Origin of the sequence: Micromonospora sp. NPDC048935 (assembly GCF_043197875.1) — a bacterium.
GTDB lineage: Bacteria > Actinomycetota > Actinomycetes > Mycobacteriales > Micromonosporaceae > Micromonospora.
The window spans coordinates 87,998-113,736 of sequence record NZ_JBICTZ010000006.1 but is presented as its reverse complement, the minus strand read 5'-3'; the positions used below and the strand labels follow the sequence as shown (position 1 = coordinate 113,736).

At 68.3% G+C, this 25,739-nt stretch carries 22 protein-coding genes; 13 read left to right on the top strand and 9 right to left on the bottom strand.

The window, feature by feature from the left end; genetic code table 11:
* Positions 1–3 precede the first annotated feature (3 nt).
* The 4 genes from ACGFIW_RS18405 (at position 4) to ACGFIW_RS18390 (ending at position 4,277) form a co-directional block, all read left to right on the top strand.
* The gene (locus ACGFIW_RS18405; RefSeq protein WP_393316778.1) at positions 4–939 is read left to right on the top strand and encodes an SDR family NAD(P)-dependent oxidoreductase; all 936 of its coding nucleotides are present in this window, start codon (positions 4–6) and stop codon (positions 937–939) included.
* Positions 936–1,934: an acyl-CoA desaturase gene (locus ACGFIW_RS18400; RefSeq protein ID WP_393316775.1), complete on the top strand. Its 999-nt coding sequence runs from the start codon at positions 936–938 to the stop codon at positions 1,932–1,934. The genes ACGFIW_RS18405 and ACGFIW_RS18400 overlap by 4 nt, the downstream gene beginning before the upstream one ends.
* A 13-nt stretch (positions 1,935–1,947) precedes the next feature.
* Positions 1,948–3,570: an AMP-binding protein gene (locus tag ACGFIW_RS18395; protein WP_393316772.1), complete on the top strand. Its 1,623-nt coding sequence runs from the start codon at positions 1,948–1,950 to the stop codon at positions 3,568–3,570.
* Positions 3,571–3,632: 62 nt separating this feature from the next.
* Positions 3,633–4,277 (top strand): hemerythrin domain-containing protein, encoded by a 645-nt coding sequence (locus tag ACGFIW_RS18390; protein WP_393316769.1) that lies wholly within the window; start codon positions 3,633–3,635, stop codon positions 4,275–4,277.
* Between the two features lie 42 nt (positions 4,278–4,319).
* On the opposite strand, the gene ACGFIW_RS18385 is transcribed toward ACGFIW_RS18390, so the two are convergent.
* Positions 4,320–4,910 carry a TetR/AcrR family transcriptional regulator gene (locus ACGFIW_RS18385; RefSeq protein WP_393316766.1) on the bottom strand — a complete coding sequence of 197 codons (591 nt, stop codon included), beginning with the start codon at positions 4,908–4,910 and terminating at the stop codon, positions 4,320–4,322.
* 195 nt (positions 4,911–5,105) lie between these two features.
* On the opposite strand from ACGFIW_RS18385, the gene ACGFIW_RS18380 reads away from it, so the two are divergent.
* The 3 genes from ACGFIW_RS18380 (at position 5,106) to ACGFIW_RS18370 (ending at position 8,542) form a co-directional block, all read left to right on the top strand.
* Positions 5,106–6,563, top strand: a complete 1,458-nt coding sequence (locus ACGFIW_RS18380) for an MFS transporter (protein ID WP_393316763.1) — start codon at positions 5,106–5,108, stop codon at positions 6,561–6,563.
* Positions 6,564–6,779: 216 nt separating this feature from the next.
* Positions 6,780–7,436: a response regulator transcription factor gene (locus ACGFIW_RS18375; RefSeq protein WP_393316760.1), complete on the top strand. Its 657-nt coding sequence runs from the start codon at positions 6,780–6,782 to the stop codon at positions 7,434–7,436.
* Positions 7,433–8,542, top strand: a complete 1,110-nt coding sequence (locus ACGFIW_RS18370; protein ID WP_393316757.1) for a sensor histidine kinase — start codon at positions 7,433–7,435, stop codon at positions 8,540–8,542. Before ACGFIW_RS18375 ends, ACGFIW_RS18370 begins: the two co-directional genes overlap by 4 nt.
* 130 nt (positions 8,543–8,672) lie before the next feature.
* Here ACGFIW_RS18370 and ACGFIW_RS18365 read toward each other — a convergent pair whose 3' ends face one another.
* The 7 genes from ACGFIW_RS18365 to ACGFIW_RS18335 form a co-directional block, all read right to left on the bottom strand.
* A complete protein-coding gene (locus ACGFIW_RS18365) occupies positions 8,673–9,926 on the bottom strand; it encodes an iron-containing alcohol dehydrogenase (RefSeq protein WP_393316754.1) in 1,254 nt (417 codons plus the stop codon).
* An 87-nt stretch (positions 9,927–10,013) separates the two neighbouring features.
* Entirely contained in the window at positions 10,014–11,474 is a 1,461-nt protein-coding gene (locus ACGFIW_RS18360) for an NAD-dependent succinate-semialdehyde dehydrogenase (protein WP_393316751.1), read from the bottom strand.
* 261 nt (positions 11,475–11,735) lie between these two features.
* Complete coding sequence (locus ACGFIW_RS18355) at positions 11,736–12,812, bottom strand: ABC transporter ATP-binding protein (RefSeq protein WP_393316748.1); 1,077 nt, start codon at positions 12,810–12,812, stop codon at positions 11,736–11,738.
* Positions 12,812–13,879, bottom strand: a complete 1,068-nt coding sequence (locus tag ACGFIW_RS18350; protein WP_393316745.1) for an ABC transporter ATP-binding protein — start codon at positions 13,877–13,879, stop codon at positions 12,812–12,814. The genes ACGFIW_RS18355 and ACGFIW_RS18350 overlap by 1 nt, the downstream gene beginning before the upstream one ends.
* Positions 13,879–14,790 (bottom strand): carbohydrate ABC transporter permease, encoded by a 912-nt coding sequence (locus ACGFIW_RS18345; RefSeq protein ID WP_393316742.1) that lies wholly within the window; start codon positions 14,788–14,790, stop codon positions 13,879–13,881. The genes ACGFIW_RS18350 and ACGFIW_RS18345 overlap by 1 nt, the downstream gene beginning before the upstream one ends.
* On the bottom strand, positions 14,790–15,737 hold the full coding sequence (locus ACGFIW_RS18340; RefSeq protein ID WP_393316738.1) for a carbohydrate ABC transporter permease: 948 nt from the start codon (positions 15,735–15,737) through the stop codon (positions 14,790–14,792). Before ACGFIW_RS18340 ends, ACGFIW_RS18345 begins: the two co-directional genes overlap by 1 nt.
* A complete protein-coding gene (locus tag ACGFIW_RS18335; RefSeq protein ID WP_393316735.1) occupies positions 15,734–17,167 on the bottom strand; it encodes an extracellular solute-binding protein in 1,434 nt (477 codons plus the stop codon). The genes ACGFIW_RS18340 and ACGFIW_RS18335 overlap by 4 nt, the downstream gene beginning before the upstream one ends.
* A gap of 359 nt (positions 17,168–17,526) precedes the next feature.
* On the opposite strand from ACGFIW_RS18335, the gene ACGFIW_RS18330 reads away from it, so the two are divergent.
* The 3 genes from ACGFIW_RS18330 to ACGFIW_RS18320 all read left to right on the top strand — a co-directional run bounded on the left by ACGFIW_RS18330 (position 17,527) and on the right by ACGFIW_RS18320 (position 19,687).
* Entirely contained in the window at positions 17,527–18,180 is a 654-nt protein-coding gene (locus ACGFIW_RS18330; RefSeq protein WP_393316732.1) for a GntR family transcriptional regulator, read from the top strand.
* Positions 18,181–18,276: 96 nt separating this feature from the next.
* Entirely contained in the window at positions 18,277–18,846 is a 570-nt protein-coding gene (locus ACGFIW_RS18325; RefSeq protein ID WP_393316729.1) for a DJ-1/PfpI family protein, read from the top strand.
* A 19-nt stretch (positions 18,847–18,865) separates the two neighbouring features.
* The gene (locus ACGFIW_RS18320; protein WP_393316727.1) at positions 18,866–19,687 is read left to right on the top strand and encodes an alpha/beta fold hydrolase; all 822 of its coding nucleotides are present in this window, start codon (positions 18,866–18,868) and stop codon (positions 19,685–19,687) included.
* Positions 19,688–19,882: 195 nt separating this feature from the next.
* On the opposite strand, the gene ACGFIW_RS18315 is transcribed toward ACGFIW_RS18320, so the two are convergent.
* Positions 19,883–21,307 (bottom strand): condensation domain-containing protein, encoded by a 1,425-nt coding sequence (locus tag ACGFIW_RS18315; protein WP_393316725.1) that lies wholly within the window; start codon positions 21,305–21,307, stop codon positions 19,883–19,885.
* 798 nt (positions 21,308–22,105) lie between these two features.
* Here ACGFIW_RS18315 and ACGFIW_RS18310 point away from each other — a divergent pair.
* From ACGFIW_RS18310 to ACGFIW_RS18300, 3 genes are read left to right on the top strand one after another with little or no spacing between them, the layout of a single operon-like run.
* Positions 22,106–23,470: a nucleotidyltransferase family protein gene (locus tag ACGFIW_RS18310; protein WP_393316722.1), complete on the top strand. Its 1,365-nt coding sequence runs from the start codon at positions 22,106–22,108 to the stop codon at positions 23,468–23,470.
* A complete protein-coding gene (locus tag ACGFIW_RS18305) occupies positions 23,467–24,465 on the top strand; it encodes an aminotransferase class I/II-fold pyridoxal phosphate-dependent enzyme (protein ID WP_393316719.1) in 999 nt (332 codons plus the stop codon). Before ACGFIW_RS18310 ends, ACGFIW_RS18305 begins: the two co-directional genes overlap by 4 nt.
* 7 nt (positions 24,466–24,472) lie before the next feature.
* Positions 24,473–25,663 carry a nucleotidyltransferase family protein gene (locus ACGFIW_RS18300; protein WP_393316716.1) on the top strand — a complete coding sequence of 397 codons (1,191 nt, stop codon included), beginning with the start codon at positions 24,473–24,475 and terminating at the stop codon, positions 25,661–25,663.
* The last annotated feature ends 76 nt before the right edge of the window (positions 25,664–25,739 follow it).

Genomic DNA, 25,739 nt, shown 5'->3' with positions numbered 1-25,739 from the left:
ATTGTGCAGGACGATTGGCAAGCACCCGATCTGCGGTCCGTGGTGGCCGTGGTCACCGGCGCCAGCCGCGGGGTGGGCAAGGGCGTGGCCGTCGCGCTGGGAGCGGCCGGCGCCACCGTGTACGTGACCGGACGCAGCACCAAGGGCAAACCGACCACCGAGGACCTTCCCGGCACGGTCGACGACACCGCGGCCGCGGTGTCCCAGGCCGGCGGCACCGGTATCGCGGTGCGCTGCGACCACACCGACGAGGGCGAGATCGCCGCACTCTTCGATCGGGTCGAGCAGGGGCACGGGCGGATCGACCTGCTGGTCAACAACGCCTGGGCCGGGTACGAGCGGTCCACCGACGCGAAGTTCGACGCCCCGTTCTGGAAGCAACCGGCCTGGCGGTACGACCTGTTCGCGGCTTCGCTGCGCGGCCAGTACGTCACCAGCCAGCATGCCGCCCGGCTGATGGTCGCCGCGAAGCGGGGCCTGATCGTGTCGATGAGCTACCAGGACGGCGACACCTACCTCGGCCAGGTCGCCTACGACACGTGCAAGTTCGCGGCCACCCGGCAGACCTTCGGGATGGCCCGGGAACTGGCCCGGCACGGGGTGGCGGCGGTCAGCCTGCTGCCCGGCTTCGTGCGTACCGAACGCGTGGAGGCCGCCTGGTCGGCGTTGGGCGAGGGGCCCGCCGCGGTGATGCACACGCCGCAGTACGTCGGCCGCGCCGTCGCCGCCCTGATGGCTGATCCGGACCTGGTACGCCACTCCGGTAGCACCCTCGCGGTCGGTGACCTGGCGGCGGAGTACGGCTTCACGGACGTCGACGGTCGGCAGCCGCCGGCGTTCCGGTTGGAAGGGCTGATGTCCCTGGCCACCCGCATGGATCGACTCAACCGGGTGGTCGCCGCCGCGGACCCCCGAACCAGAAAGGAAGACGCCGCATGAACGGCAGAGAACACCGTTGGTTCATCCTGGCCGCGTCGGTCATCCCGCTGTTCGGCATCGCCGCCGCGATGGCGCTGCTGTGGAACCGCATGTTCGGCTGGTCGGACGTCGCCGCCCTCGCCATCATGTACGTCCTCTGCGGGCTCGGTATCTCGATGGGCTATCACCGGCTCTTCGCGCACCGCGCCTTCGAGACGACCAAGGTGATCCGGTACTCGCTGGCCACGGTCGGCTCGATGGCCGGGCAGGGCCCGCCCCTGATCTGGGTGTCGCACCACCGGCACCACCACCGGGTGGCCGACCGGCCCGGTGACCCGCACAGTCCGCATCTCGACTTCGAGCCCGGCTTCCGAGGCATGATGGCCGGCCTCTGGCACGCGCATCTGGGCTGGCTGTTCAACGAGAACCTGGAATCCAATCCGATGCGGTACTGCCCCGACCTGGTGCGGGAGAAGCCGATGCGGTGGATCAGCGAGCACTTCGTCGGCATCGTGCTGGCCGGCATCGTGCTGCCGGGAATCATCGGCGCGGCGATCGGGCAGAGCGTGACGGCGTTCCTCACCGGCATGCTGTGGGGCGGACTCGTCCGGATCTTCCTGGTCAATCACATCACGTACGCCGTGAACTCCGTCGGTCACTACTTCGGCAAGCGGGCCTACCCGACAGAGGACGAGTCGCGTAACGTGGCCTGGCTCGCCCTGCCCTCGTTCGGCGAGGCCTGGCACAACAACCACCACGCCTTCCCCCGCTCCGCCCGGCACGGTCTGCTCTGGTGGCAGATCGACGTGACCGCGACCGTCGTCTGGGCCCTGGAGCGGATGCACCTCGTCACGAAGGTGATCCGGATCGACCCGGAACGAATGGCGATCAAGGCGGCCGGCGGCAGTCTCGTCGCGGCCTCGGCGGACCGCGGCGTGTCGTTCCCGGTCGCCCCGGACATCCCGCTCGCCAATCGGGACCGGACGCACGTCATGGCCGTCACGGACGTGGAGTGACAGTGGTGTCACCGTGCTGATCTGGGACATGCTGACCAGCGGTCGGCCCCGCCGTTCACTGCGTACCTGGGTGGACGGGCAGTGGGCCGAGTTGCCCTGGGCCGACGTCATCGACCGTGCGTACCGGGCCGCCACCCACCTGCGCGAGCAGGGTGTACGCCCGGGCAGTCGGGTCGCCTGTGTGCTGACCAACACGGCGGATGCCGTCGTCGGCCTGCTCGCCGTGTGGTTGGCCGGGGGAGTGGTCGCCTCGCTGCCGCTGCCGAGCCGCGGGATGAGCGGGGAGGAGTACGCCCGGCTGGTGAGCCGGATCATCGATGAGCTGGACGCCGAGCTGTTGCTGCTCGACGACGACGTGCGTGCGAAGCTGGGTGGCCCGCCGCCGGACGCGGTGACCACGCGGTCCTGGGCCTCGCTCGCGGGCCCCGGCGAGCGCGTCGACCCGGCACTGCCCGCCGGCAACGAGATCTGTTTCATCCAGTTCTCCTCGGGAAGCACCGGACGACCGAAGGGTTGCGCGCTGACTGCCGACGCGGTGTCGCGCCAGCTTTCCATGATCCACTCGATGCTGGGGGCGGAGCATCGCACGGAACGGGTGGCGTCCTGGCTCCCGCTCTCCCACGACATGGGCATCTTCGGTTGCCTGCTGTACACCTTCGGCTTCGACAGCGACATCTGGCTCTCCGCGCCGGAACGGCTGTTCTCGTCACCCCGGAGCTGGTTCCGCGACCTCGCCGAGCACGACATCACGATGACCGCGGGCACGAGCACCGGACTGCATCTGGCGACCAGGGCGCAGGGCAGGCATCCCCTGTCGAAGCAACTGGCGCTGCGGGTGTGCGTACTCGGTGCCGAACGCGTTGATCACGCGGTGCTGGCCGCCGCGGTGGCGACCTTCGGATCGTCCGGGCTGCGGATGGAACACTTCATGCCGGCATACGGCCTTGCCGAGGCGACGTTGGCGGTCACCGCCTGCGACCACCGCGAGAAGCCGCGGACGATTGTCCTGGACGCGGTCGAACTGGCCGACGGGCGCATCGTCGAGACGTCCGCGGAGCACGAGCACGCCACAGTCGTGGTGTCCGTGGGCCGGCCGTGTGCGGGTGTGACAGTGGAAACGGCGGAGCCCGGCCGGCTCGCGGAGATCATCGTCAGGTCACCGAGCCTGGCCCAGGGCTACCACAACGATCCGGAGCGGACCGCGAGGGTGTTCGCCGACGGTCGTCTCCGCACCGGAGATCTCGGATTCCTCGCCGACGGCGAGCTGTACATGGTGGGCCGGACCGACGACATGCTCTCCGTCGGCGGTCGCAAGGTCTACGCCCGGGAGCTGGAGGCCACGGTGGAGAGTCTCGGCACGGTGCGGGAGGGCTGCTCCGTGGTGCTGGACGAGCCGGGCGTCAGCCCGGGCCTGGTCCTGCTGGCGGAGCTGAAGCGCACCTCCAGCGACGCGGGACTGGTGGCCGCGGAGGCCGCGGCCGCCATCCGGGCCAAGTGCGGGATCGCCCTGACCCGCTGTCTCTTCGTCAACAGAAACGGGCTGCCCCGGACGCCGAGCGGGAAGATCCAGCGGTTCCAGACCCGGTGGTTGCTGGAGCGGCAACGCCTGCCGGTCACCGCCACGGTGGACTTCTAGCGGCCCCTGACAGCTCGCCAGCACCACTAGAATTTCCCAAACCACTCGAAGGAGGCAGACCATTGGGCACGACAACTGAACCGGTGGCGAACGGCTACCTCGTGATGGTCGTCGTCCACCGGGCGATGGCGCGCGACCTGCAACAGATCAGTGACGCCGCGCGGGAGCTGTCGCAGAGACCGGACGATCGGCGGACAGCGGCCCTCATCCAGTACGCGGACCGGATCTTCCAGCTCATCGATCATCATCACGAGGGCGAGGACGATGTCCTGTGGCCGATGCTGCGCGAGCGTGGAGCCCCGGCCGAGGCACTGGACCTGATGACCTCCGAGCACCACGAGCTTGCCGAACTGCTCCATCAGCTACAGAAGACCATCGGCTCGGCGGGTGACGGTCCGGCGGTGCTCACCGAGATCGCCGACAAGACCGCGACGTTGCGGGAGTTGTTGGTGGTGCACACCGCCGACGAGGAGCGTGAGCTCAACGGCCGGCTGAAGCCCGTTCTGGGCAAGAAGGAATGGGACGTCTTCGAGCGCCAGATGCTCAAGTCGGCGCCGAAGTGGACACTGAGGTTCATGCCGCCGTGGATGGCCTCCGCCGCCACGACTCCGGTGGAGCGCAAGGCGCTGCCCGCCGCGCCGGTCGCCTGGCTGATGCGCGGCTGGCTCCAGCGGCAACGAGAGGCGGCGTTTGGCGCCTCGGCGTGAGCCGGCAGCGGGTCACCCGGTCTCGGCCACCCACCTGTTCGATCAGTGGGTGGCCGAGGCGTCTGCGGTCACCGCGCGCAGGAGGCGGGTCAGGAACGTGGCCAGTTCACCGACGTCCATACCGCTCCGATCGATAAGCAGGCCCAGCAGGACACCGTCGAACGCGGACATGAAGAACCTGGCCGCGCCGACGGGATCGGCGGCTCCCATCTGAGCCATCATCGGCTCCAGGAGCTGAATGAAGTTTCCACGCCAGTGCGCCACGGCGGCCTCGGCGTGCTCCGGCCGCCGGGCGGTGTAGAGGAAGATCTCGTACCGCGCCAGGGAGAGCGCCCTGCTCCGGCCCACGAACTCCTCGACCAGACCGGCGAGGAGGCGGCCGACCTCCTCCTCCGTGTCGGCCTCCCGGAGCAGCTCCAGGATCGGGGACTGCGCCAACGCGGCCTGATCACGCTCGGCGAGATGTTGCAGGACGGCGGCGATGAGCCCGTCCTGATGCTTGAAGTAGTAGATCGTCGAGCCGTGCGAGGCCGTGGCTGCCTCTTCGATCGCGCGGAAGGTCAGCGCACGCAGGCCGTCACGCGCGATGATCTCGATCGCCGCGTCGAGCATGCGGGTGCGAGTCGATGACACAAGTCCGGCTCCATTCATCCAGTGCGGATCAAGGTACACCGCCGGAACACCACAAACGTGGTACGAGGGTGCGTACGGGTTGACGGCTCATACCGTGCGTCCTAATCTCTTCTCCAGTTGGAGTATTACTCCACTTGGAGAAGAGCTGGGAGAGCGCGCTCAGCACGGGACACGTCAGCCCAAGGAAGGCCCTCCATGTCGGTGACAAAGCCCAGGGTGTCGCCCACCCGCACCCTGCGCCCCGGACTGGTGCTCGGCATCACCTGCACCGCGCAGTTCCTGGTCATCGTCGACGAGACGGTGGTCAACGTCGCGTTGCCGTCGATCAGCGGCGACCTCCATTTCGCCAACCCGTCCGCACTGGCCTGGGTTGTCGGCGCCTACATGGTGCTGTTCGGCGGTTTCCTCATGCTCGGCGGACGCGGGGCGGATCTCTTCGGCCGCCGCAAGGTGTTCGTCACCGGGCTCCTGCTGTTCGTCGGCTCGTCTCTCGGCGCGGGTCTCGCGGACACCTCGACCCAGCTCATCGTCGCCCGGGCCGCCCAGGGCCTGGGTGCGGCACTGATGAGCCCCGCGGCACTCAGCCTGCTGGTCGCCACGATGACGGATCCGGCCAGACGCCGACAGGCACTCGGATTGTGGGGCGGCCTGTCCGGCATCGCCGGGGTCTCCGGCGTCGTCCTCGGCGGCCTGCTGACCGAGTCGGTGAGCTGGCGTTGGGTCTTCTGGGTCAACGTGCCGATCGGCATCGTCCTGGCCGCCGCCACCCTGACCCAGCTCCCCAGGGACACCGGCCTTCGCGGCTCCGGCACGGGCGGCACGAAACTCGACTGGCTCGGCGGCGTTCTCATCAGCGGCGGTCTGGTCCTGCTGCTGTACACGGTCATCAACACCGAACATCGCTCCTGGAGCGACTCGCTGACCATCGGCGGGCTCGTCGGAGCGGCCCTCCTTCTGCTCGCGTTCGTCCTTCACGAGCGTCGCACCACCGATCCCCTGATTCGGCTCGGCATCTTCCGGCACCGCGCCGTATCGGTCGCCAACGGGCTGATGCTGCTCGCCGCGGCCGGGCTGTACGGGATGTTCTTCTTCACGACCCTGTACCTGCAACTGGTCCTGGGTTGGGAGCCCTTGCAGGCCGGTCTGGCCTTCATTCCGATCGGCGTCAGCATCGCCGTGCTCAGTGGCGTGGCCATCCAGCTGATGCCCCGGATCGGCGCCCGTGCGCTCCTGGTGCTGGGCCTGACCGTCGCCGCCGGCGGGCAACTTCTGCTGCTGCGGACGACCACCGAGGGCAGCTACGTCGGCCAGATGCTGCCTGCCCTGGTGCTGTCCGGTTGCGGATTCGGGCTGTCCCTGGTGCCGGTGATCAATGCCGCCGTCAGCGGACTGCGTCGGGACGAGACAGGTGCCGGGTCGGGCCTGATCAACGTCTCCCAGCAGGTCGGAGGCGCGATCGGAGTGGCGGTCCTGGCCGCCGTCGCCACCAACCAGTTCGAAAAGAATCTCGCCGGTTCCGCACCACCGGCCGCGATGCTCGACGGCTTCCACACCGCCTTCACCGTCGGTGCCTGCCTCACCCTGGCCGCCGCCCTGCTCGCGATCGCCCTGCCCGCCCTGCGCAAAGAGGTTGATCTGGAGGCGATGGTCTGATGGCCTCGTGCGCCGCCGCCCCGGCCACCCCACGGAGACGGCGACGCCGAACGTCCTTCGGCTGACCCTCCACCGGAACGAGCGCGCCGCCAGAACCCCCGTGTCTGGTGGCGCGCTCCCGTGCTCAGGGAGAGCCAGCCGTCCGCGGGCGGCGATCAGCAGCGGCGGCCCGCCGGCAGGACGGCCCGGGTATCCGCCGCTGGGGATACTGGGCGGATGCGGGTGCTGCTGGTCGAGGACGAACAACCCCTGGCCACGTACATCGCGGCCGGCCTGACCAAGCACGGCTGCGCCGTGGACGTGGCACACGACGGCGGGCAGGCGCTGGACAAGTGCGACATCGTCCCGTACGACGTGGTGGTCCTGGACCGGGACCTTCCCGTGGTGCACGGCGACACCGTGTGCCAGCGGCTGGCACAGCGCGGCGCGGCCCGGGTGCTGATGCTGACCGCGTCCGGTGCCGTGTCCGACCGGGTGGACGGGCTGGCCCTGGGCGCCGACGACTACCTGGCCAAGCCGTTCGCGTTCGCCGAGTTGGTCGCCCGGGTGCGGGCGCTGGCCCGGCGCAGCACGCCGGCCCGCCCTCCGGTGCTGCGCGCCCGGGACGTCGAACTCGATCCGTCCCGGCGCACCGCCGAACGGGCTGGCCGGCTGCTGTCGCTGGCCCCGAAGGAGTTCGGGGTGCTGGAACGGCTGCTCGCCGCCGACGGTGCCGTGGTGAGCGCGGAGACGCTGCTGGACAAGGTGTGGGACGAGCACGCCGACCCGTTCACCAACGCCGTGCGGATCACCGTCAGCACCCTGCGGCGCAAGCTCGGTGATCCGCAGCTTATCGAAACCGTGACGGGTGCCGGGTACCGGATCGCCCCATGATCCGGCGACTGACCGCCCGCAGCCGGCTCACGCTCGTGTACACCGGCCTGGTGCTGGCCGCCGGGTTCCTGCTCCTGGCACTGACGTACGTGCTGCTGGTGCGGGGCGACCTGCGGCTGCCCTCCCCGGGGCCGGACGGCAACGTCGGTGGGCGGCTGCGGGAGGAGGTGATCGTCGATCTGGTGGCTCGGGCCGCGCTGGCGCTGTTGGTGGTGACCGCGCTGGCCGGCGTGACCGGCTGGCTGGTGGCGGGGCGGATACTGCGACCGATCCGGACGATGTCCGGCACCGCGAACCGGTTGTCCGTGGAGAGACTGTCCGAACGGATACCCGTCCGCCAACCCGCCGACGAGCTCGCCACGCTGGCCGCCACCATCAACGGCATGCTGGACCGCATCCAACACGGCATCACCGAACGCGACCGGGTCCTCAACAGCCAACGCCTGTTCGTCGCCAACGCCGCGCACGAACTACGCACCCCGCTCACCACCATGCGCACCGCCATCGACGTCACCCTGGACGGCGAACCCGACCGGGCCGAACTCGTCGCGATGGCCGGCGACATCGCCACCGCCGTCGAAACCAGCCAGCGCACCCTCGACGGACTCCTGGTCCTGGCCCGCAGCCAGGCCGGGCCGCCCCGGCGAACGCCCGTGGACCTGGCCGACGTCGCCGCGACCGCTGTCGACGCCGCCGACCGGACGGCGAACGGCGCCGTCACCCTCCGTACCGACCTGCGGCCGGCGCCGGCCAGCGGCGAGCCGGTGCTGCTGGAACGGATGGCGGGCAATCTGCTGGAGAACGCGCTGCGCTACAACCACGCCGGCGGACACGTCACGGTGACCTCCGGCACCGCGGACGGGCACGCGTTCCTGCGGGTGGTCAACACCGGCCCGCTGGTCACGCCGGAGGAGGAGCGGCGGTTGTTCGAGCCGTTCGTCCGGGGCGCCGGCAACGGCAGCCGCGGGGCCGGGCTCGGCCTGTCCATCGTCCGGGCGGTCGTTACCGCGCACGGTGGAGAGATCTCCAGCGCCGCACGGCCGACCGGCGGGATGGACATCGTCGTACACCTGCCGTCGGCCCTGGAGGCCCCTCCTGCCGGTTGATGCCTCCGCGTGGCATGCCCGCGTCGGATGGCCGGGCGGCGGCCGCGGCGATGGTTGCCAGGTCTTCGCCCGAGAAGCCGGCGCGGCACCGCCAGGGAGGCGTTCGTCGCCCGGTCAGTCCTGCCCGTCGTCAGGTGATAGGCCGGTCACCGTCTCCGTGCGAAGTCCGGACGTGCCGGGCCCGGTCCCCGGTCCAGGCCGCTTCGAGGATCGCGGTCAGGCTGTCGGTGTCGGTCGGGCCCGGGTGGTTCTGGATCAAGCGGGTGACGCCACCGGCCATCTCCGCGAAGCGCGGGATGTCGGCGCGTGCCACGCCGATGTCCGCCAGGGTGGGAGGGATGCCGATGTCGGCGAGGAGCCCGTCGAGCCAGGTGAGGAACGTGTCCGCGGCCTCGGCATCCGAGGCGCCGGTCACGTCGAGCCCGCACACCCCGGCGAGGATGGCCAACCGGTCGGCGACGGCATCCCTGGCCGCGTCCAGCGCGTAGGGCAGCAGCAGCCCGACGCCCAGGCCGTGCGGCGTGTGCGTGGCAGCGCCGATGGGGTATTGGAGCGCGTGCGGGGCCGCGTTGCCCGCGTGGGAGAACGCGAGCCCGGCGAGCATGGACCCGTAGGACATGTCCGCGCGCGCGTCCTTGTCGCCGCCGTCGCGGACCGCACGGCGCAGGCTACGGGCGATCCGCTCCGCGGCCAGGAGCGCGTAGTGGTCGGTGATCGGGTTGCGGCCGAGGAAAACCTGCTCCACCGGGTCGCGCGGTCCGTGGGCCCGGGGTCGTGCGGTGTAGCTCTCCACCGCGTGACAGAACGCGTCGATGCCGGAGTGGGCGGTGACTGTCGGAGGGCAACTGTAGGTGAGTTCGGGGTCGACGATGGCGAAGTCCGGCACGATGTGGACGCTGGAGACCCCCACCTTCAGCTCGCGGTCCGGGTCGGTCAACACCGAGACGGGTGTGAGCTCGGAGCCGGTGCCTGACGTCGTCGGGACCGCGACGAGGGGCATCGTCGGCCCCGGCACCTTCGACTCACCGTAGAAGTCGCGCGGCGTCCCACCGTGGCGTCGGATGACGCCGACGATCTTGGCGAGGTCGATCACCGTGCCACCCCCGATGGCGAGGATCACGTCGGCGTCCACCTCGGCGGCGGCCGAGACGGCCAGGGCGACATCGGCGAGTGGCACGTCCGGCGTCGCGTCGGAGAACACCTCGACGGCCTGGACCTTCTCCCGCACGGCGGCCACGATGTCGGCCACACCCGGCTGCCCCAGAAGAACCTGGTCGGTCACGATGAGGACCCGCGAACCACTCTCGGCCACCACTCGTGGGATGTTCTGCGCGACCCCTTCGCCCACTATCAGCTGGCGTGGTCCACGGACGGTCTCAAGCATGTCGGTGCCTCTCCGGAACGTCGGCGGCGATTTGCTGGGCGCACAGGGCGCGGTGATCCTCGGCGGGTGCCCGGAGCAGCAGGCCGGTCACGGTAGGTCGATCGCCGCGTAGGTGACGTCGAGGTACTCGAGGATGCCCTCGTGCGACCCTTCCTTGCCGATCCCGGACTGCTTGACGCCGCCGAACGGAGCTGACGGGTCCGATATGAGGCCACGGTTGATGCCGACCATCCCCGTGTCCAGCCCCTCGGCGAACCGCAGCGCGCGCTGGAGGTCACGGGTGAAGATGTATCCGACCAGGCCGTACTCGGTGTCGTTGGCCTTCGCCATCACCTCGTCGTCGGACGTGAACGAGATGATCGGCGCCACCGGGCCGAAGATCTCCGCCTCCAGCATCCGCGCGTCGTCGGGCACGTCGACGAGGACCGTGGGCGGGTAGAAGTGGCCCGGCCCATCCGGCCGCTCGCCGCCCACCAGGACCCGGGCGCCGCGCTCGACCGCGTCGGCGACGAGCTCGTCGATCTTCGTGACCGATGCCTCGTCGATCAACGCCCCGACGTGCACGCCGTCGTCGAGCCCATGGCCCACCGACAGTGCGCCCATCCGCTCGACGAAGCGCGCCGTGAACTCCTCGCGCACCGGCTCCTCGACGTAGATCCGGTTGGCCGCGATGCACGACTCCCCGATGTTGCGCATCTTGGCCACCATGGCACCGTCGACCGCCACGTCCAGGTCGGCGTCCGCACACACGATCAGGGCCGCGTTGCCGCCCAACTCCATGGAGGTACGCAGGACGTTGTCCGCGGCCTGGCGCAGCAGCACGCGCCCGACCTCGGTCGACCCGGTGAACGAGAGCTTGCGGGTCCGACTGTCGGCCAGCAGTGCGGAGACCACCGTGCCGGAACGCTTGGTGGTCACCACGTTGACGACGCCCGGGGGAACGCCGACCTCCTCCATGATGCGGGCCAGGAGCAGCATGGTGAGTGGCGTCTGGCCGGCCGGCTTGGTGATCGTCGTGCAACCAGCGGCGAGCGCAGGAGCGATCTTGCGGGCACCCATGGCCAACGGGAAGTTCCAGGGCGTCACGAAGACGCACGGTCCGACCGGCTTCGGCACGGTGAGGACGCGATATCCACCCGTGGGGGCGGTGCTGTAGCGCCCCTCGACGCGTACCGCCTCCTCGGCGAACCAGCGGAAGAACTCGGCACCGTAGGCCACCTCGCCCCGAGCCTCGGCGAGCGGTTTGCCCATCTCCAGCGTTATCAGCCGGGCGACCTCCTCGGATCGCTCGGTCAGTGCCCGGTACGTCGCGGTCAACAACTCTGACCGTCTCCGTGGCGGGGTCGCCGCCCACTGCGCCATGGCCCTGCTCGCCGCGTCCAGTGCGGCGAGCCCGTCCACGACGTCGGCGTCCGCCACCTCGGCGATGGTCTTGCCGGTGGCCGGGTCCTCGACCGCGAAGGTGGCTCCGCTCGCGGCGTCGCACCAGGCGTCGCCGATCCGGAGCCGCCGGTGCTCGGGGGCCAGGACGTTCATCGGGTCACTCACTGCGTCGCCTCCTGTGATCTTCTTGGTGCTGTCCGGCGTGCCTCGGCGATGGCGTCATGCGCGCGGACGGACGGGTCACACGTCCTCGTCGGGGGCGAGGTCGCCGAGCGGGTCGGCTGTGGCCCGGGCCCTGTCCGCAGGGCGACGTCCCTTCTCGGACCACGGCCGGCCCAGCCTCGTCAGGTCGTGCGTACCGGTGACGGCCCGCTGAGGCGCGACCGCCACGTGCGGGCACATGTCGCCGTCACCGCCCCGGCGCGGTCAGCGCCCGACCTCGGACAGCGACAGCCCGGTGCCAGCGTCGAACAGGTGCGCACGGTCCAGGTCGACGGTGACGTGCAGCCGTTCGCCAGGCGTACCGGTGACGGTGGGTCGTGCCTTGACCTTGAGGATCTCCGTCCCCACGAGGACGTCGACCACCGTTCGGTCACCGAGCGGCTCAAGCCCGTAGAGTTCCCCCGACAACGACGCGTCCCCACGTTGCTCGACGGACAGGTCCTCGGCGCGCACGCCCAGCAGAAGCGCACGTCCGTCCTCGGCCGTGGTCCAGCGCGGCCGGGGCAGAGTCCACCCCTGCGCACCGACCAGACGATCGCCCTCGGCGTGACAGGCGAGCAGGCTGATCGGTGGGCTTCCGACGAATCCGGCGACCCACTTGTTGGCTGGCCGCTCGTACACCTCGGTCGGCGTTCCGACCTGTTGCACCTTCCCCTCCTTGAGGACCGCGACCTGGTCGGCCATGGACAGGGCCTCGACCTGGTCGTTCGTCACGTAGACGAAGGTCGCCCCGAGGCTGCGGTGGATGCGGGTGAGCTCGGTACGCATCTCGACGCGGAGCTTGAGGTCGAGGTTCGTCAGCGGCTCGTCCATGAGAAACGCGCGCGGTCGACGCACCAGCGCCCGGGCCAGGGCGACACGCTGCATCTCACCACCCGACAACTGCGCGGGACGACGCTGCAGCAGACGTTCGATGTGCAGGAGGTTCGACATCTGCTCGATGGCGGCGGCGATCTCACTCGACGAACAGCGGCGTGCCCGCAGCGGCGAGGCGATGTTCTCGTACACGGTGCGTCGCGGGTAGAGGGCGTAGCTCTGGAAGACCATGGCCAGGTCGCGTGCGGCCGGGGTGTCACCTGTCGCGTCCCTGCCGTCCAGATGCACCGACCCGGCGTCGAGCTTGTCCAGCCCGGCGATCGCTCGCAGGGTCGTCGTCTTGCCTGCCCCGGAGGGCCCGAGCACGACGAAGAACGACCCGTCCGGCACGTCCAGCGTCACCCCGTCCAGGGCCTGGACCTTACCGAAGGACTTGCACAGCCCCTGTACTGCCACGGTTCCCATCAGGCCACCAGCTCTTCCGTGCGCACGTCGTAGACCGCCGGGGTCCCACCGGTGTGCCGCAGCCCGACCTTCGCGTCGGCGGCGAAACGGACGGTCGGTGGCATCCGAACCCGTACCTCGCGTTGGCCGCTGTGGTCGACCACGTAGATGATCTCGTCGCCCAGCCACTCCGCCGAGACCACGCGGGCCGGGACCGATCGTTCCGCCCCTGGTGCGGTGACCTCCAGCGCCTCCGGCCGGACGCCCGCGACCAGGCGACGGTCGCGGGGCAGGCCGGGCGGTGGCGTGAGGACCAGGCCGCCCTGACCGCGTAGCTCCCCATCGGCCACCTCCACCTCGATGAGGTTCATCGGCGGGGAGCCGATGAACGCGGCGCAGAAGAGGCTCGCCGGGCGGTCGTAGACCTCCAGTGGCGTGCCGATCTGCTCGACGCGGCCCTTGTTGAGGATGGCGATCCGGTGGCCGAGCGACATGGCCTCGACCTGGTCGTGGGTGACGTAGACCATCGTCGCCCCCAGTTCCCCCTGCAGGTGCTTGATCTCCGTGCGCATGTCCGCCCTCAGCTCCGCGTCCAGATTGGTGAGAGGTTCGTCCATGAGGAATGCGCGCGGTCGTCGCACCAGGGCACGAGCGAGCGCGACGCGCTGCTGCTCCCCGCCGGACAGCTGGCGCGGTCGCCGGTCCAGGAGTGGACCAAGCCGCATCAGCCGGGCGGCCTCCTCGACCCGCTTGTGCACCTCCGCCTTGGGCAGCCCCTCGGCCCGCAGGGGGAACGCCAGGTTGTCGCGGGTCTTCAGGTGCGGGTAGAGAGCGTAGAACTGGAACACCATGGCGATGTCCCGCTCGGCGGGCGGCAGGTCGTTGACAAGCGTGTCGCCGATGCGGATGTCGCCAGTCGTCTGCCTCTCCAGGCCGGCGATGGCCCGCAGCGTGGTCGTCTTGCCGCAACCCGAGGGGCCGAGCATGACGAACAACTCGCCGTCACTAATGGACAGGTCCACATGCTCAACCGCGACCGTCCCGTCCGGGTAGCGCTTGTGCAGCGCGGTCACCTCGATGCCCGCCATCAGCGTCGCACCGCCCCGAGCGTCACACCGGCGATGAGGTGTTTGCGAACCAGGTAGGCGAAGACCAGCACCGGTAGGGCGAACACCACCGAGGCGGCGGCCACGAGACCCCAGTCCGTGGTGGTGCCGCCGATCAGGCCGGCGATGGCGGGTGGGGCCGTCCGGACGTCGTCGCTGGAGGTGAGGAAGGTGGCGAACACGAACTCGTTCCAGGAGAAGATGAGGGCGAAGACCGCCGTCGCGGCGATGCCGGGCACGAGCAGGGGAAGGGTGAACAGCCGGAACGCCTGCAAGCGGGTGTAGCCGTCGAGCATGGCGGCATCCTCGTACTCGGCGGGCACCTCGTCGACGAATCCCTTCATCATCCAGATCGTGAACGGGACGTTGAACGCGGCGTAGATGAGGATCAGGCCGAGCTTGCTGTCGATGAGCCCGACCTGGCGGTACATGAGGAAGATCGGGACCACGACCACCACGGGCGGCATGAAGCGGGTGGACAGGATGAAGAAGAGTTGGTCCTTCTTCGCCTTCACCGCGAAGCGCGAGTAGGCCCAGGCCGCCGGGACCCCCAGCAGGGTGGCCAGCAGCGTGGAGACCCCGGCGACCACGACGGAGTTGAGGAACGCCACGGACAGGGCCGAGCGACCGCCGCCGGGGGCGACGAACACGTCCTTGTAGTGCTCCAGGGTGACCCTGAAGTCGAAGAACTTGGCTGGGATGGCGTAGACGTCCCGGTTTTCCTTGATGGACGTCTCGATCATCCACAGCACCGGAAACAGCATCACGACGGCCAGCAGGGTCAGCAGCGCGATCTCCAGCACCGAGCGGCCCCGGCCGCCCAGGCGTCGCGTCGGGGGCGTGTGATCCCGGGCCGGACCTGTGGCCACGGCCTCGTCGACGGAGACGGCCATCAGCCCTCCTTGAGCTTGTTCAGGTAGCGCAGGTAGAGCTGCGTGAGGACGATGACGACGAGGACCATGAGGATCCCGTACGCCGAGGCGGTGCCGGTGTTGAAGCCCAGGAACGCGACCTTGTAGATGTGGAACGACAACGTCTCGGTGGAGACGCCGGGGCCTCCGTTGGTGAGGATGTAGACGAGGTCGAACAGCCGGAATGCCTCGATGGCCCGGAACAACACGGCGATGAGGAGCAGCGGCCACACCAGCGGAAGAGTGATGGTGCGGAACCGGAACCACTCGGACGCCCGGTCGATCGAGGCGGCCTCGTAGAGGTACTTGGGAACCGCGGTGAGGCCCGCGAGTGCGATGAGCATGATGAACGGCGTCCACTGCCAGGTGTCGACCACGATCAGGGAGATCAGCGCCGTTCGTTGCCGGGTGAGCCACTCCACCTGCCCCACCCCGAGCGAGCCGAGCATGCTGTTGACCACGCCGAACTGCGCGTCGAGCATGAACCGCCAGAACAGCCCGACCACGACCGGCGACAGCATCATCGGCACCAGGAACAGCGTGGTCAGCACTCCTCGCCCGCGCGTGCGCCGGGAGATGAGGTAGGCGATGCCGAAACCGAGCACGGTCTGCAGGCCGACCGCGCCGACCACGTAGATCAACGTCGTCAGGGCCCTCGTGTGGACCTGCGCCGACGTCAGGATGGCGGTGTAGTTCCCGAACCAGACGAAGTTGGCCGGCCCGCCGCGGGTGGCCGAGTAGTCGGTGAACGACAGGTACAACGCCCACAGCAACGGGAACACCGACATCGCGAGCAACAGCAGCAGCGCGGGGGAGATGAAGGCCACGGCGAGCCCGCGGTCGCTCAGCCGGCGGGACCGCCCCGGTGCAGGTGGCGTCGCGGACGCCACCTGCCCGGGGTCGGTCGTCAGAGGGACGGAGTCACTCACAGCCCGCCGCCACCCTTGCGGTTGCTCGAGTCGAGTACGCCCTGCTGCTCCTTGGCGATGTCGTCGAGCGCGTCCTTCGGCTTCTTCGCGCCGTTGAGAGCCGCGTTCACGTTGGTGTTTTCGATGTTGACGAGACGCGCGTACTCGGGGACGTTCCACATGTCCCGCATCCGCGGAACCGAGTCGGTGTACACCTGGTTGAACGGCCCTGCGTTGAGGAACTCGGGCGACTCCAGGGCGTCCGTACGCGACGGCACGCCACCGGCCGCGGCCCACTTCTTCTGGACGTCGGCCCGCTCGAACCACTCCATGAAGTTCAGGGCCTCGGCCTGGTTCGCCGCGGAGGAGTAGGCCGACACGTGCATCCCCATGCCGCCGAGCGGGACCAGGTTCGTCTTCTGGCTCGGCAGGGTGGCAAAGCCCAGCTTGTCGAGAATCTGCTCCCGCGTGGTACCGAGCGTCGACTCCTTCGGATCGAGCAGGCCGCCGCTCGCGGCGATCCAGTTGAACGCGATGCAGGCCTTGCCCTGGGCGACCGCCGCGTTCACCTCGTCGATGAACCAGTTGCCGGAGCCCTTGGCCGTCAGCGGCTTCATCTTGTTGACCAGGACGTCCATCGCCTCCTGGCCCGCGGCGTCGTTGACGACGCCCTCGATCTTGCGCGCCTTGGGATCCCAGAGGTTGCCGCCGTAGACGCCGTTGACCGTGTTGTAGGTGACGGCCGCTGCGTCGGAGCCGTTGGCCTGGTGGAAGGCCAGTCCGCTGACACCGGGGTTCTCCGACTGGCACTTCTCGGCCGCGGAGATCATCTGGTCCCAGGTCTGCGGCGGCTTGTCGCCGATCAGGTCCTTGCGGTAGATCATCGTCCAGGTGTCGCCGAGCAGCGGCAGCCCGTACAGGCTGGCGTTCTCGTCGCGCTTGCCGGTCTCCGCCTGGGGGTACTGGCCGTAGGCCGCCAGGAGATACGGGTTGTAGGCCGTGACGTCGATGTTCTTCTTGACGAAGTCGGTGAGGTCGAGAATGTTGCCGTTCGTCACGGCCTCACCGATGTGTTGCGAGTCCAGGATCGCGATGTCGAAGTCGGTCTTGCGCGCGGCGAACTGGGTGAACATCGCGTCGTGCCAGTTCGCGTTCGGCACGGTGTTGACCTTGATGGTCGCGTTCGGCCGCTCCTTCTTGTACTCCGCGTTCGCGAAGGCTTCCAGTGCCTTGGCGGGCGGCCAGTCGAACCAGATGAAGCTGAGGGTCAGCGGGTCCTTGGTGAGTTCCGGGATGGTCGCCGGTGCCTTGGGGGCGCTCGCCTTCGTGCCGTCGTCCTTGCCGTCGCCGCAGGCCGTCACGGTCGTGGCCAGCAGCAGCATGGCCGCCGCCGCCAGCCGCACCTTTCGCCGGGGAACGGATATTCGTCCTATTCGCTTCGGATGCCGCATCTTCTCGCCTGCTTTCTGAGTGGGGACTTCTAGAGCCTCGCTATGTGCTTCGCCGAGCAGGTGCTGGGTTGTTCACGCGTGTTGCCGGGCTGTTGCGGGGGAGCGCCAGGTGATCGAGGTGAAGCGATGGCGGGGTGGCTCCGCGATGGTGCAGGATGGCGAGCATCCCGCACTTTTCCTATACGATCCCGTGGGGGCGTCAGCATCCCGCAGCGTTGTGACTGATGTCAACAGGTTCCCGAAGGCGCAAGAAAGGACCTCACGTCACGATGGTCGAGGAAGCGATGAGCGCGCGGGGCCGTAGGGCCGTGCCGGGCGGAACACCGCCGGGAAGAGCTGGCGGCCGGCTTGCCGACGAGGTGTACGACACGCTGCTCGGACAGCTGATGTCGCTACGGATCGAGCCTGGCTCGCGCGTCACGATCGACGTCCTGGCGCGAGAGTTGGGGGTTTCGCAGACGCCGATCCGAGACGCCCTGAACCGGATGGAGGCCGAGGGCCTGGTCGTGCGTGTGCCCCATGCCGGCTACCGCATTCCCCCTCAGATCACCCGGCACCGATTCGAGGACATGCTCGAGGTCCGCCTGCTCCTCGAACCGGCGGCGGCGCGGAGATCCGCCGAACGGGCGTCCATGGAGCAGGTGGCGGGTCTGCGACGGATGCTGGAGGAGATGGCGGAGCTGGAGGGGGGCAACGGGCCCGCGGCGTACGGCGCCTTCGGGCTCCGCGACGCCGCCTTCCACGATCTCGTGGCGCTGAGCGCGGAGAACCAGGTCATCCGCGAGGCGCTCGCTCGCCTGCACAGTCACGTGCACCTCTTTCGGCTGCACCACGACATCCAGGTCACCCACCTGGCCATGGCCGAGCACGAGGACGTGGTGGCCGCGATCGCCGCGCGTGACCCCGACGCGGCCGCCTACGCGATGCGTCGGCACATCCTGCGATCCGGCGATCGTTTCCGACGATTGTTCGACGAGGTCAAGCACGCGGACGGAATGACGGCAGAGGCTTGACGGGCGGGCTGGGCCGAGGAATGCTATCAATCGATCGGATCGGATCGGATTGGATCCGCCTCACCCTGTCCCGTCCCCAGACGCGAGGAGAAGCAGGTGCCCAGAGCGCTGCTCCTGACCGGCGACGCCGCCGAGGAGCTCGACACCATGTATCCCTACTATCGCGTGCAGGAGGGCGGCTGGGACGTCGACGTCTCGTCACGGACGTTGCGTGACGTGCAACTGGTCATCCACGAGTTCGACCCCAACTCCGACGCATACGTGGAGAAGGACGGCCGGAAGCTGCCGGTCGACGTGCCCTGGGCCGAGGTCGACGTCGAGCGCTACGACGCCCTCATCATCCCCGGAGGACGCGCTCCCGAGTGGATCCGGGTCGACGCCGACGTCAGGCGCATCACCGAGCACTTCTTCGCGCGCAACCTTCCCGTCGCGCTGGTGTGCCACGGCGCGCAGGTGCCAGCGGTGTACGGGCTGCTGAAGGGCCGCAGGACGGCCTGCTTCCCGCCCATCACCGGCGACATGGAGAACGCGGGCGCGACGGTCATCGACGCTCCCGACGTCGTGGACGGCAACCTCGTCTCCTGCCGGGGGTGGCCCGACATGCCGCAGTTCGGCCGGGCGATGATGGAGCTCTTCTCGAAGTCCGTCAACTCCGCATCGGCATGAGCGCACCCGGCCTGCCCCGGTGACAGCATTTCGGACGGTCACAGTCGACGGCTCGCCGGTCCACGTCCTGGAGAGTGGCGCCGGGCCCGCGGTGCTGATGCTGCACGGCTCCGGACCCGGCACGACCGGGTCCGGCGCCTGGGCAGCGACGGCGCAGGCGCTGGGCACATCCTGGCACCTGGTGGCTCCCGACCAGGCGGGGTTCGGCCGTACACCTGTCCCGGCGGGCTCCAGGGGCGGGCTCCGGCTGTGGACGCAGCAGGCCGCGGGCCTGATGGATGCTCTCGGCGTCGAGCACTACGCGGTGGTGGGTCACTCCATGGGTGGTGCCGTGGCACTGGCGTTGGCGGCCGCGCGCCCCGAGCAGGTCACCCGTGTCGTGGCGGTCTCGACGATGGGCGCCCCGGGGGCGCCGCTGTCCGCCGATCTCGACGCGCTCTGGGCCGCCCCCGCCGGCCCGCTCGGGGCACGGGACATGCTGAGTCGCCTCGTCCTCGACCAGGCGCTCGTGACCGATTCGGCGGTCGATGCCCGTGCGGCCGCGATGCGAGCGGGGGAGGCCGCGTTCGCGTCGTTGTTTCCCGCACCCAGGGCACGATGGGTCGACGATCTCACCCTCTCGGCGCAAACGCTGGCAGCGATACGCGCGCCAGTGCTGCTCGTCCACGGCGCCGAGGACCGGGTCACCCCGCTCGGCACGGCGGCGCAGCCCCTACTCGAACACCTCGCCGATGTCCGTCTGCACGTGTTCGGCCGATGCGGGCACGTGCCGACGATCGAGCACCCGCACGAGTTCAGGCAACTGCTGTCGGGCTTCCTCCGCCAGGCCCAGAACACCTAGGGTCCGTGCCAAAGCCCTTGCCGGATCGCCGGGCGACGTTGCTGGAGCTGTTGTGGGCCTGCACCTGGTTCGGGGGGCCCTGCTGGTCGGTGCACTGCGTCCACGCCGCGTGCACGCCCGGGAGGAACGGTTCCTGTTCTGGTTCGTCATCTCCGGAGTTCTGTGGCTCGCGCGCTGTTTCATCGGGGCGATCGATCACTGGCCTTCGAGGGCTCGAACGACGATTCGCTCCACTCCTGCCTGATCGAAGTCCTTCTCCCGGAGCGCCGCGATCAGCACGGGGTCGAGGCTGGACAGGAGGGCGGACACGTCGTGACGAGGGATCGCGCTGGTGTCGGTCCGGAGAGTGAGGTGTGCGGCCCCGTCCCCGAGGTCCGCCAACACACCGAGCTTGACGTTGTAGCTTTCGAAGCCCTCATTCCAGGTGACGACGGTGCGGTCGGTGAGGTCGAGGATCGCCTGGTGGCCGTGTTCGGCATCCGGCGGCGTCGGCGGGGTGTCCCCCCATAGCCGCACGTTGAGATAGCTCGACATTTCGAAGCCTTCTCGAGCACGCGCCATCTCGGCCTGGAGGTCGAGGTAGCGCGGGATGTCGTACTGGCCGTAGCGCTGCGCGACGAGGGAGGCGTGTGCGGTGGACCGTACGATCTCCTCGAAGCGGAGTCCTTTGACATCGACGCACACCGCGCTCATCTCGGTCAGTGGAGCGACCAGGCCCTGCAGGCGCCGCATGTGTCGATTGCTGACGATGACGGGTAGGCCAACGCTTGCCGTGCCGGACCAGGCGCCGAGGAGTGCGAACACGGCGGCAATCAACACCACGGCGGGCGAGCAGTTGCCATAACGACGGGACAATACGTGCACGGCGTCGAAGCCAGCCCTCGACGACACCTTGCCCTCGCAGAAGCGGGGTGTTTCGGGCGGCGCGCTCGGACGCGAGAAGAGCGTCGTGGGAAATCTGCCCATCTGACTCTGCCAGAACTGGAGCGAGCGGTCGGACAACCGCTGGCCCGTCTCGCCAGATTCGAAATTGGCCTGTTCGACGGGCTGCCAGTCGCGGGAGCCACGCCGGGCCGAATCGTTCGGGTTGACGAGCCCAAGTGCGTGTTTCAGTTCCGTGCGCAGGAGTCCCGCCGACCACATGTCCACAACCATGTGGCTCATCCGTATCACGACCAGTCGTACCGTGTCGTTCTCAGCGAGGATCACCGCTCGGAACGGTAGGTCGTGCACATCGAAGTCGAGCCGGGACAGTTCGGTGGCGACCAGCGTGGATGCCTCCTGGTCGAACCGGGGGAGTGTCCACAGTTCGATGGGGAGAGCGCCCGTGGCGAGCACGCGCTGACGCAACCCCATCGACGCGTCCCCGTCGTCCACACAGACCGTTCGCAGGGACTCGAAACGGTTGACGAGATCGGCCACCCCACGCGCGGCCCGGTCGGGCGTCATCTTCATCTCGCCGGCGATCGGCTGCACGATGCTGATACACATGTGTCGGCCGTCTGGGAGATTCGACAATGCGTCCCACACCCACTGCTGTCCCCAACTGAGATTGGTCGTGACGGATCGGTCGCCAACGAAGTTTATCGAATATGGGTGCCGATCGACAGCTGTATCCATTCCTCTGGCAGCCTCCGTCCTTCGGTGACCGGCGAGCCGGCGCCCGGACTGTCGACACCTGCCGCGTCCCGTGGGGAGGGGCCTGTTGTCGGACCGGCGGGGTGAGTAGCCAAGCTATCACCGATCCCTCACGAGTCAAACGATGTCCGCAATGAAGATCCACTGTCTCCATGGGTGGTTATTGCTCGGGGGCATGCCGTTCGTTCGGGTGCGGGTCCGATTCGGCAGCTGACAGGAGGCGCCGGGCTCGGCCAATGGGCCAGGGGAAGAAGTCTGTTGCCGCGGTGCCGGGCGGGATCGCCGGTGCGGCAACTTGCGACGCCTCTCCGGACGTCGGGAACAGTGCTCGGGACGCCGATTACCGCCCGGAACGAAACGCTCCATTCCGCATAGCGTGACGGTGCGCCGGTGCTGCCATTCGACACTTTCGTGCCGACCTTTTCCGGTGGGACGGGGTGCGATCACGGGCCGATCAAGTCCACTGTAGATGAGGGACTTCTGGCTGGTCGGCGGACATCAACGATTGTGCCGCCACGTTCATCCGCGGGGAGGAGGAGGTCGAAGATCGATAATGACGCGGGTTGATTCCCCCTGGTGTGACGTATAACCTCCGAAAGGCGCTCAGGCGTCAAGCCGGGCCAGCAGGGTGCTCGGCGGCGTGGCGCTGGTGTGACGGTGGCGCTGGCGTGACGGTGGCGCTGAGGAGGTGCTTTCCCTGCATACGCCATGGCTCAACGAGCCAGAACCAGGACATCGCAGCCGCAGGTTTTCCATTGCGCGTAGTTACTGGGGGATACGGTGCAGAACAAGTTGCGATCTACCGACCATGTCTACTCGCTGAGGAGCCTTTCCAGCCTGCAGCCGCGATACCCCCTCGAGCGGGTCGTCGCATCCATTGAGGCCCTGGGCCCTGTCGAGTCTGCCAGCTTCCTGGGCTCGCTGAGGATGGTGTCTCTGGTGTCTCGACGGTTGTCGGAGATACCCCGGCCGAGCACCGCGGTGCGTGAGTGTCTGGCCGTTCTGTCCGCCGAGGCCGACCGACGCCGGGGCATGCATGGCGTACTAGGGCCGAACATCGCGCTACTGGACCAGATCGCTCAGGAGGAAGGGATCCAGATCCTCGGGGGTAAGGGTCTTGGGGTACGCCGCCTGTATCCGGATGAAACGATCCGCGATTTCAACGACATCGACCTGTTCGTGCGTACCCGCGACGACGCCAGCCGACTGTGTCGCCGCCTACGAGTCGAGTTGGGCTACCAGTACCAGCGCCAGGAGCTTCCCTGGTTCAAATATGATCCCGAGCGCCACCTGGTGTATGGACAGTTCGCGCTGGCGGCGCCGCCGGCGCGGCCTGATCTGTTGAACGTGGACATTCACTTCGGTGACTACTCTGTGCGTCATTGTGGCCTGCTCGGCCTGCCGGCGACGTTCCCGGAAGATGCTCCCGGGCTCCATAGTCTGCCGCTCGAGGCCAACCTGGCGTGCATCGTGAACAACGCCGCCGGCGACTACTTCGTCACCGCGAAGGACACCAACGACCTGCTGCTCAGCCTCTCGCGGTTCGACCTGAACACCCTCGGCGTTCTGATTCGTCAGGCCAGACTGGACGGGTTTCTGGCGTCGATCGTGGCGGCACTGCGCGACTCGTCGACCCTGACCGACGAGCAGGAGGCTGCCTTGCGTGAACTGCCACCGGCGCGCACGCACGAGCTTTCGCCGAAGCCGGACGGACAGAATTGGGGCGTACGTTGTCTGGGCACCGCGCTGCACGCGTTCGAAACATCTCGGCCGAGCGGCGTGGTGCGGGCGACGCGGATAGCGGCCAACGCGTTCTCCTACTACCGCAAACGTCACCGACTGAGGGTGGTACGCGGGCGCAAAGTCGGCGGATTGCCTTCCCACCTGAACAGGTGGACATGCGTCCGGCTCGTTCCGGTGGACATGGCGGTGAACCTCCTCCCGGCGGAGCCCGTCGCCCAGGCACCGGCAAGGACCGCCGAGTCTCGTCGGGTCGTGACCGGCGACGAGGGCGTCGAACGCGTCGACACGGTCGCCGGCACGTATTTCAGGATCGACGACGAGTTCTTTGTCGGAACTGTGGACTACGCCCTGTCGGCGGACGTCATACGGCAGGCGGCGACGACCGCGGCTGGGACGCCGTGATCGATCTGACCGGCCCCCTTCGGCCGTGGTCGCCACGGGTGGTGACGAGGTTCGGCGCGGCGCAGGAGCGTGCTCTCGACAGCCCGTCCTGGTGGAAGACTCCCGCGTGGCGTGGTGAGCCGGCGTTGCTGGAGCGTCTCGCCGAGTTGTTCGGTGCACCACCGGATCGAACCGTGGTGACCTCCAGCGTCCGCCAGTTCGCGGCGAGCTGGGCCGGCATGACCGCGAGCACGCTTGTCGAGACTCCGACCTTCGCCGATCTTCCCATCATTCTGGGCAGCCGTGGGCGGGTCCGGAGCATCTCCTGGCAGTCGCTCGCAGACGGCGGAGTCTGCGAGGTTGAACCAGTGGCGGTCTGGGTCACCAGCCCATTCCGCAATCCCGATGGAAGATCGTTGGACGACACCCTCGCTGTCGCGCTCGGCCAGCTTGCCGCCCGTGGGCATCTTGTCCTGGTCAACCAGGTCTACCGGTGGTTCACGTCCGATGCCGCGGAGCCGACACTTCCCGTCGGTGCGTGGAGCGTCACGTCGTTGGCCAAGCTCGCCGGCGGCGGGGCCCGGCTGGGCTGGTTCACCACGCCCGACGCGGGTGAGCTTCCGCGGGAACTGACCACTGGGGCGCCGCCGACGCTGTGGCAACGAACATGGGCCGAGTTCCTCGGTCTGACGACGCTACGCGCGCTCTGGGCGGATTGCGTAGAGCCGACCATGGACGCACGCCGAGCCTTCGCGGAACGAGTGGCGGAACTGGTGGGTTGGCGCGTCGACGGTGGAGGACTTTCGTTGCTTCTCGGCTGCGACGGTATTGACGAGGACGCAGCCGTCAGGCTACTCGAAGAGCACGGCCTGAGCGTGTCGCGGGGTGCCGCGTTCGGCAGCGACAAGCCGTCCGTACGCCTGGCTTTCTCTGGCGCGACTCGCACAGAAAGCGCGTTGGCGGCGGACATCCTCGCCACATTCGCCGAAATATTCCATCCGATGCAGCGGCAGTGAGGTGCTCATGCCGGAACAAGATGAAGTCAAGTTGCTCGACACGTCGTCGCTCGACGGTCTGCGACCAGAGCACGAACTGCTGCTCGCGCTGTCCCGACCACAGTTGAGTGTGGACGAACGGAGGCGGATACGCCTGTTCCTGACCACCCATTCGGAGGCCATCGAATGGGGCGTCTTCATCGACCAGGCGTGCCGGCACATGGTGATGCCACTGGTTGCCCGCCACTTGACCCAGTTTCGCCTGACGCTCTCCGACGAGGGGAAGCCGCTGGTTCCGTACCGCTGGCTCTACACCGAAGCGTACGAGGGCAGCCGTCGGCGGAACCTCGTGCTGGCCAGCGAGTACGCACGTGTGCTGCATGCCCTCAACGACTCGGCGGTGCGATACCTCATTCGTAAGGGGCCGGTCCTCGGCGAGCATTTCTACCACGACCTTGCCGCGCGGCGGATCTCCAACCTGGATGTCTTCATGCAACGCGCTGACTATCCACTGCTGCAGCAGGTGCTCACCGACCTCGGTTACCAGGTCGGCGAACTGACGCCCAACGGCTCCCGCATCGTGCCGTTCGACCGTCGAACCGAGTTGTACTGGAAGGTCAACCTCACCAACACCTCGCTGCCGCATGCCCGGGTAGGCGACCACGACACGGTCGAGTCGTACCTCGTCTCGACGATGTTCAGCCTGTTCCAGCCGATGCTTGGAATACGCGATGACGCCGGCGAGGTCCTCGATGCCAGCGTGCCGACCACTCTGTACGGTGTCCCGGCTCGCATGCTGCACCTCGCCGATCAACTCCTCGACTCCTGCTTCCAGATACACCTGCGCGCGACGCTCTTCTATTACATCGAGAGCGGAAAGGATCTGCTTGTCCGCAATTTCCTCGACCTCGTGCACCTTCTCATGAAGGCAACCCCCGACTGTATTGAGGAGTTTCGGGGGCGCGTCGAGAGATTCGATCTGGCGAAGAGCGCGTACTACTCGCTGCACTTCACTCGTCAGCTTTATCCGGATCTCGTGCCGGAGCGGCTGGTCGACTCCTTCCGGCCTGTCGACATCAGCTATCTGGAGGAGTATGGGGCATTCGACGGAGAGCAGTACACGTGGAACCGGAGATTCGCGGAGCGCCTGTTCGACCCCCGCCGCAAGGCTGAGGTCGCGGGGCGGAGCAAGGTTCCGGGCCCACGTTCCATGATTTGACCCCTCAACAATCAACTCCTGCCAGGGAACGGGGCTGCCTTGCCAGATTCATTGTTCAGACAGCTTGCCGTCGCTC

Coding starts and splice junctions, on each gene's coding strand:
- ACGFIW_RS18300 (WP_393316716.1), top strand. CDS start 24,473: ATGCCGGAACAAGATGAAGTCAAGTTGCTCGACACGTCGTCGCTCGAC.
- ACGFIW_RS18315 (WP_393316725.1), bottom strand. CDS start 21,307: ATGGATACAGCTGTCGATCGGCACCCATATTCGATAAACTTCGTTGGC.
- ACGFIW_RS18335 (WP_393316735.1), bottom strand. CDS start 17,167: ATGCGGCATCCGAAGCGAATAGGACGAATATCCGTTCCCCGGCGAAAG.
- ACGFIW_RS18380 (WP_393316763.1), top strand. CDS start 5,106: ATGTCGGTGACAAAGCCCAGGGTGTCGCCCACCCGCACCCTGCGCCCC.
- ACGFIW_RS18400 (WP_393316775.1), top strand. CDS start 936: ATGAACGGCAGAGAACACCGTTGGTTCATCCTGGCCGCGTCGGTCATC.
- ACGFIW_RS18365 (WP_393316754.1), bottom strand. CDS start 9,926: ATGCTTGAGACCGTCCGTGGACCACGCCAGCTGATAGTGGGCGAAGGG.
- ACGFIW_RS18350 (WP_393316745.1), bottom strand. CDS start 13,879: ATGGCGGGCATCGAGGTGACCGCGCTGCACAAGCGCTACCCGGACGGG.
- ACGFIW_RS18375 (WP_393316760.1), top strand. CDS start 6,780: ATGCGGGTGCTGCTGGTCGAGGACGAACAACCCCTGGCCACGTACATC.
- ACGFIW_RS18355 (WP_393316748.1), bottom strand. CDS start 12,812: ATGGGAACCGTGGCAGTACAGGGGCTGTGCAAGTCCTTCGGTAAGGTC.
- ACGFIW_RS18345 (WP_393316742.1), bottom strand. CDS start 14,790: ATGGCCGTCTCCGTCGACGAGGCCGTGGCCACAGGTCCGGCCCGGGAT.
- ACGFIW_RS18370 (WP_393316757.1), top strand. CDS start 7,433: ATGATCCGGCGACTGACCGCCCGCAGCCGGCTCACGCTCGTGTACACC.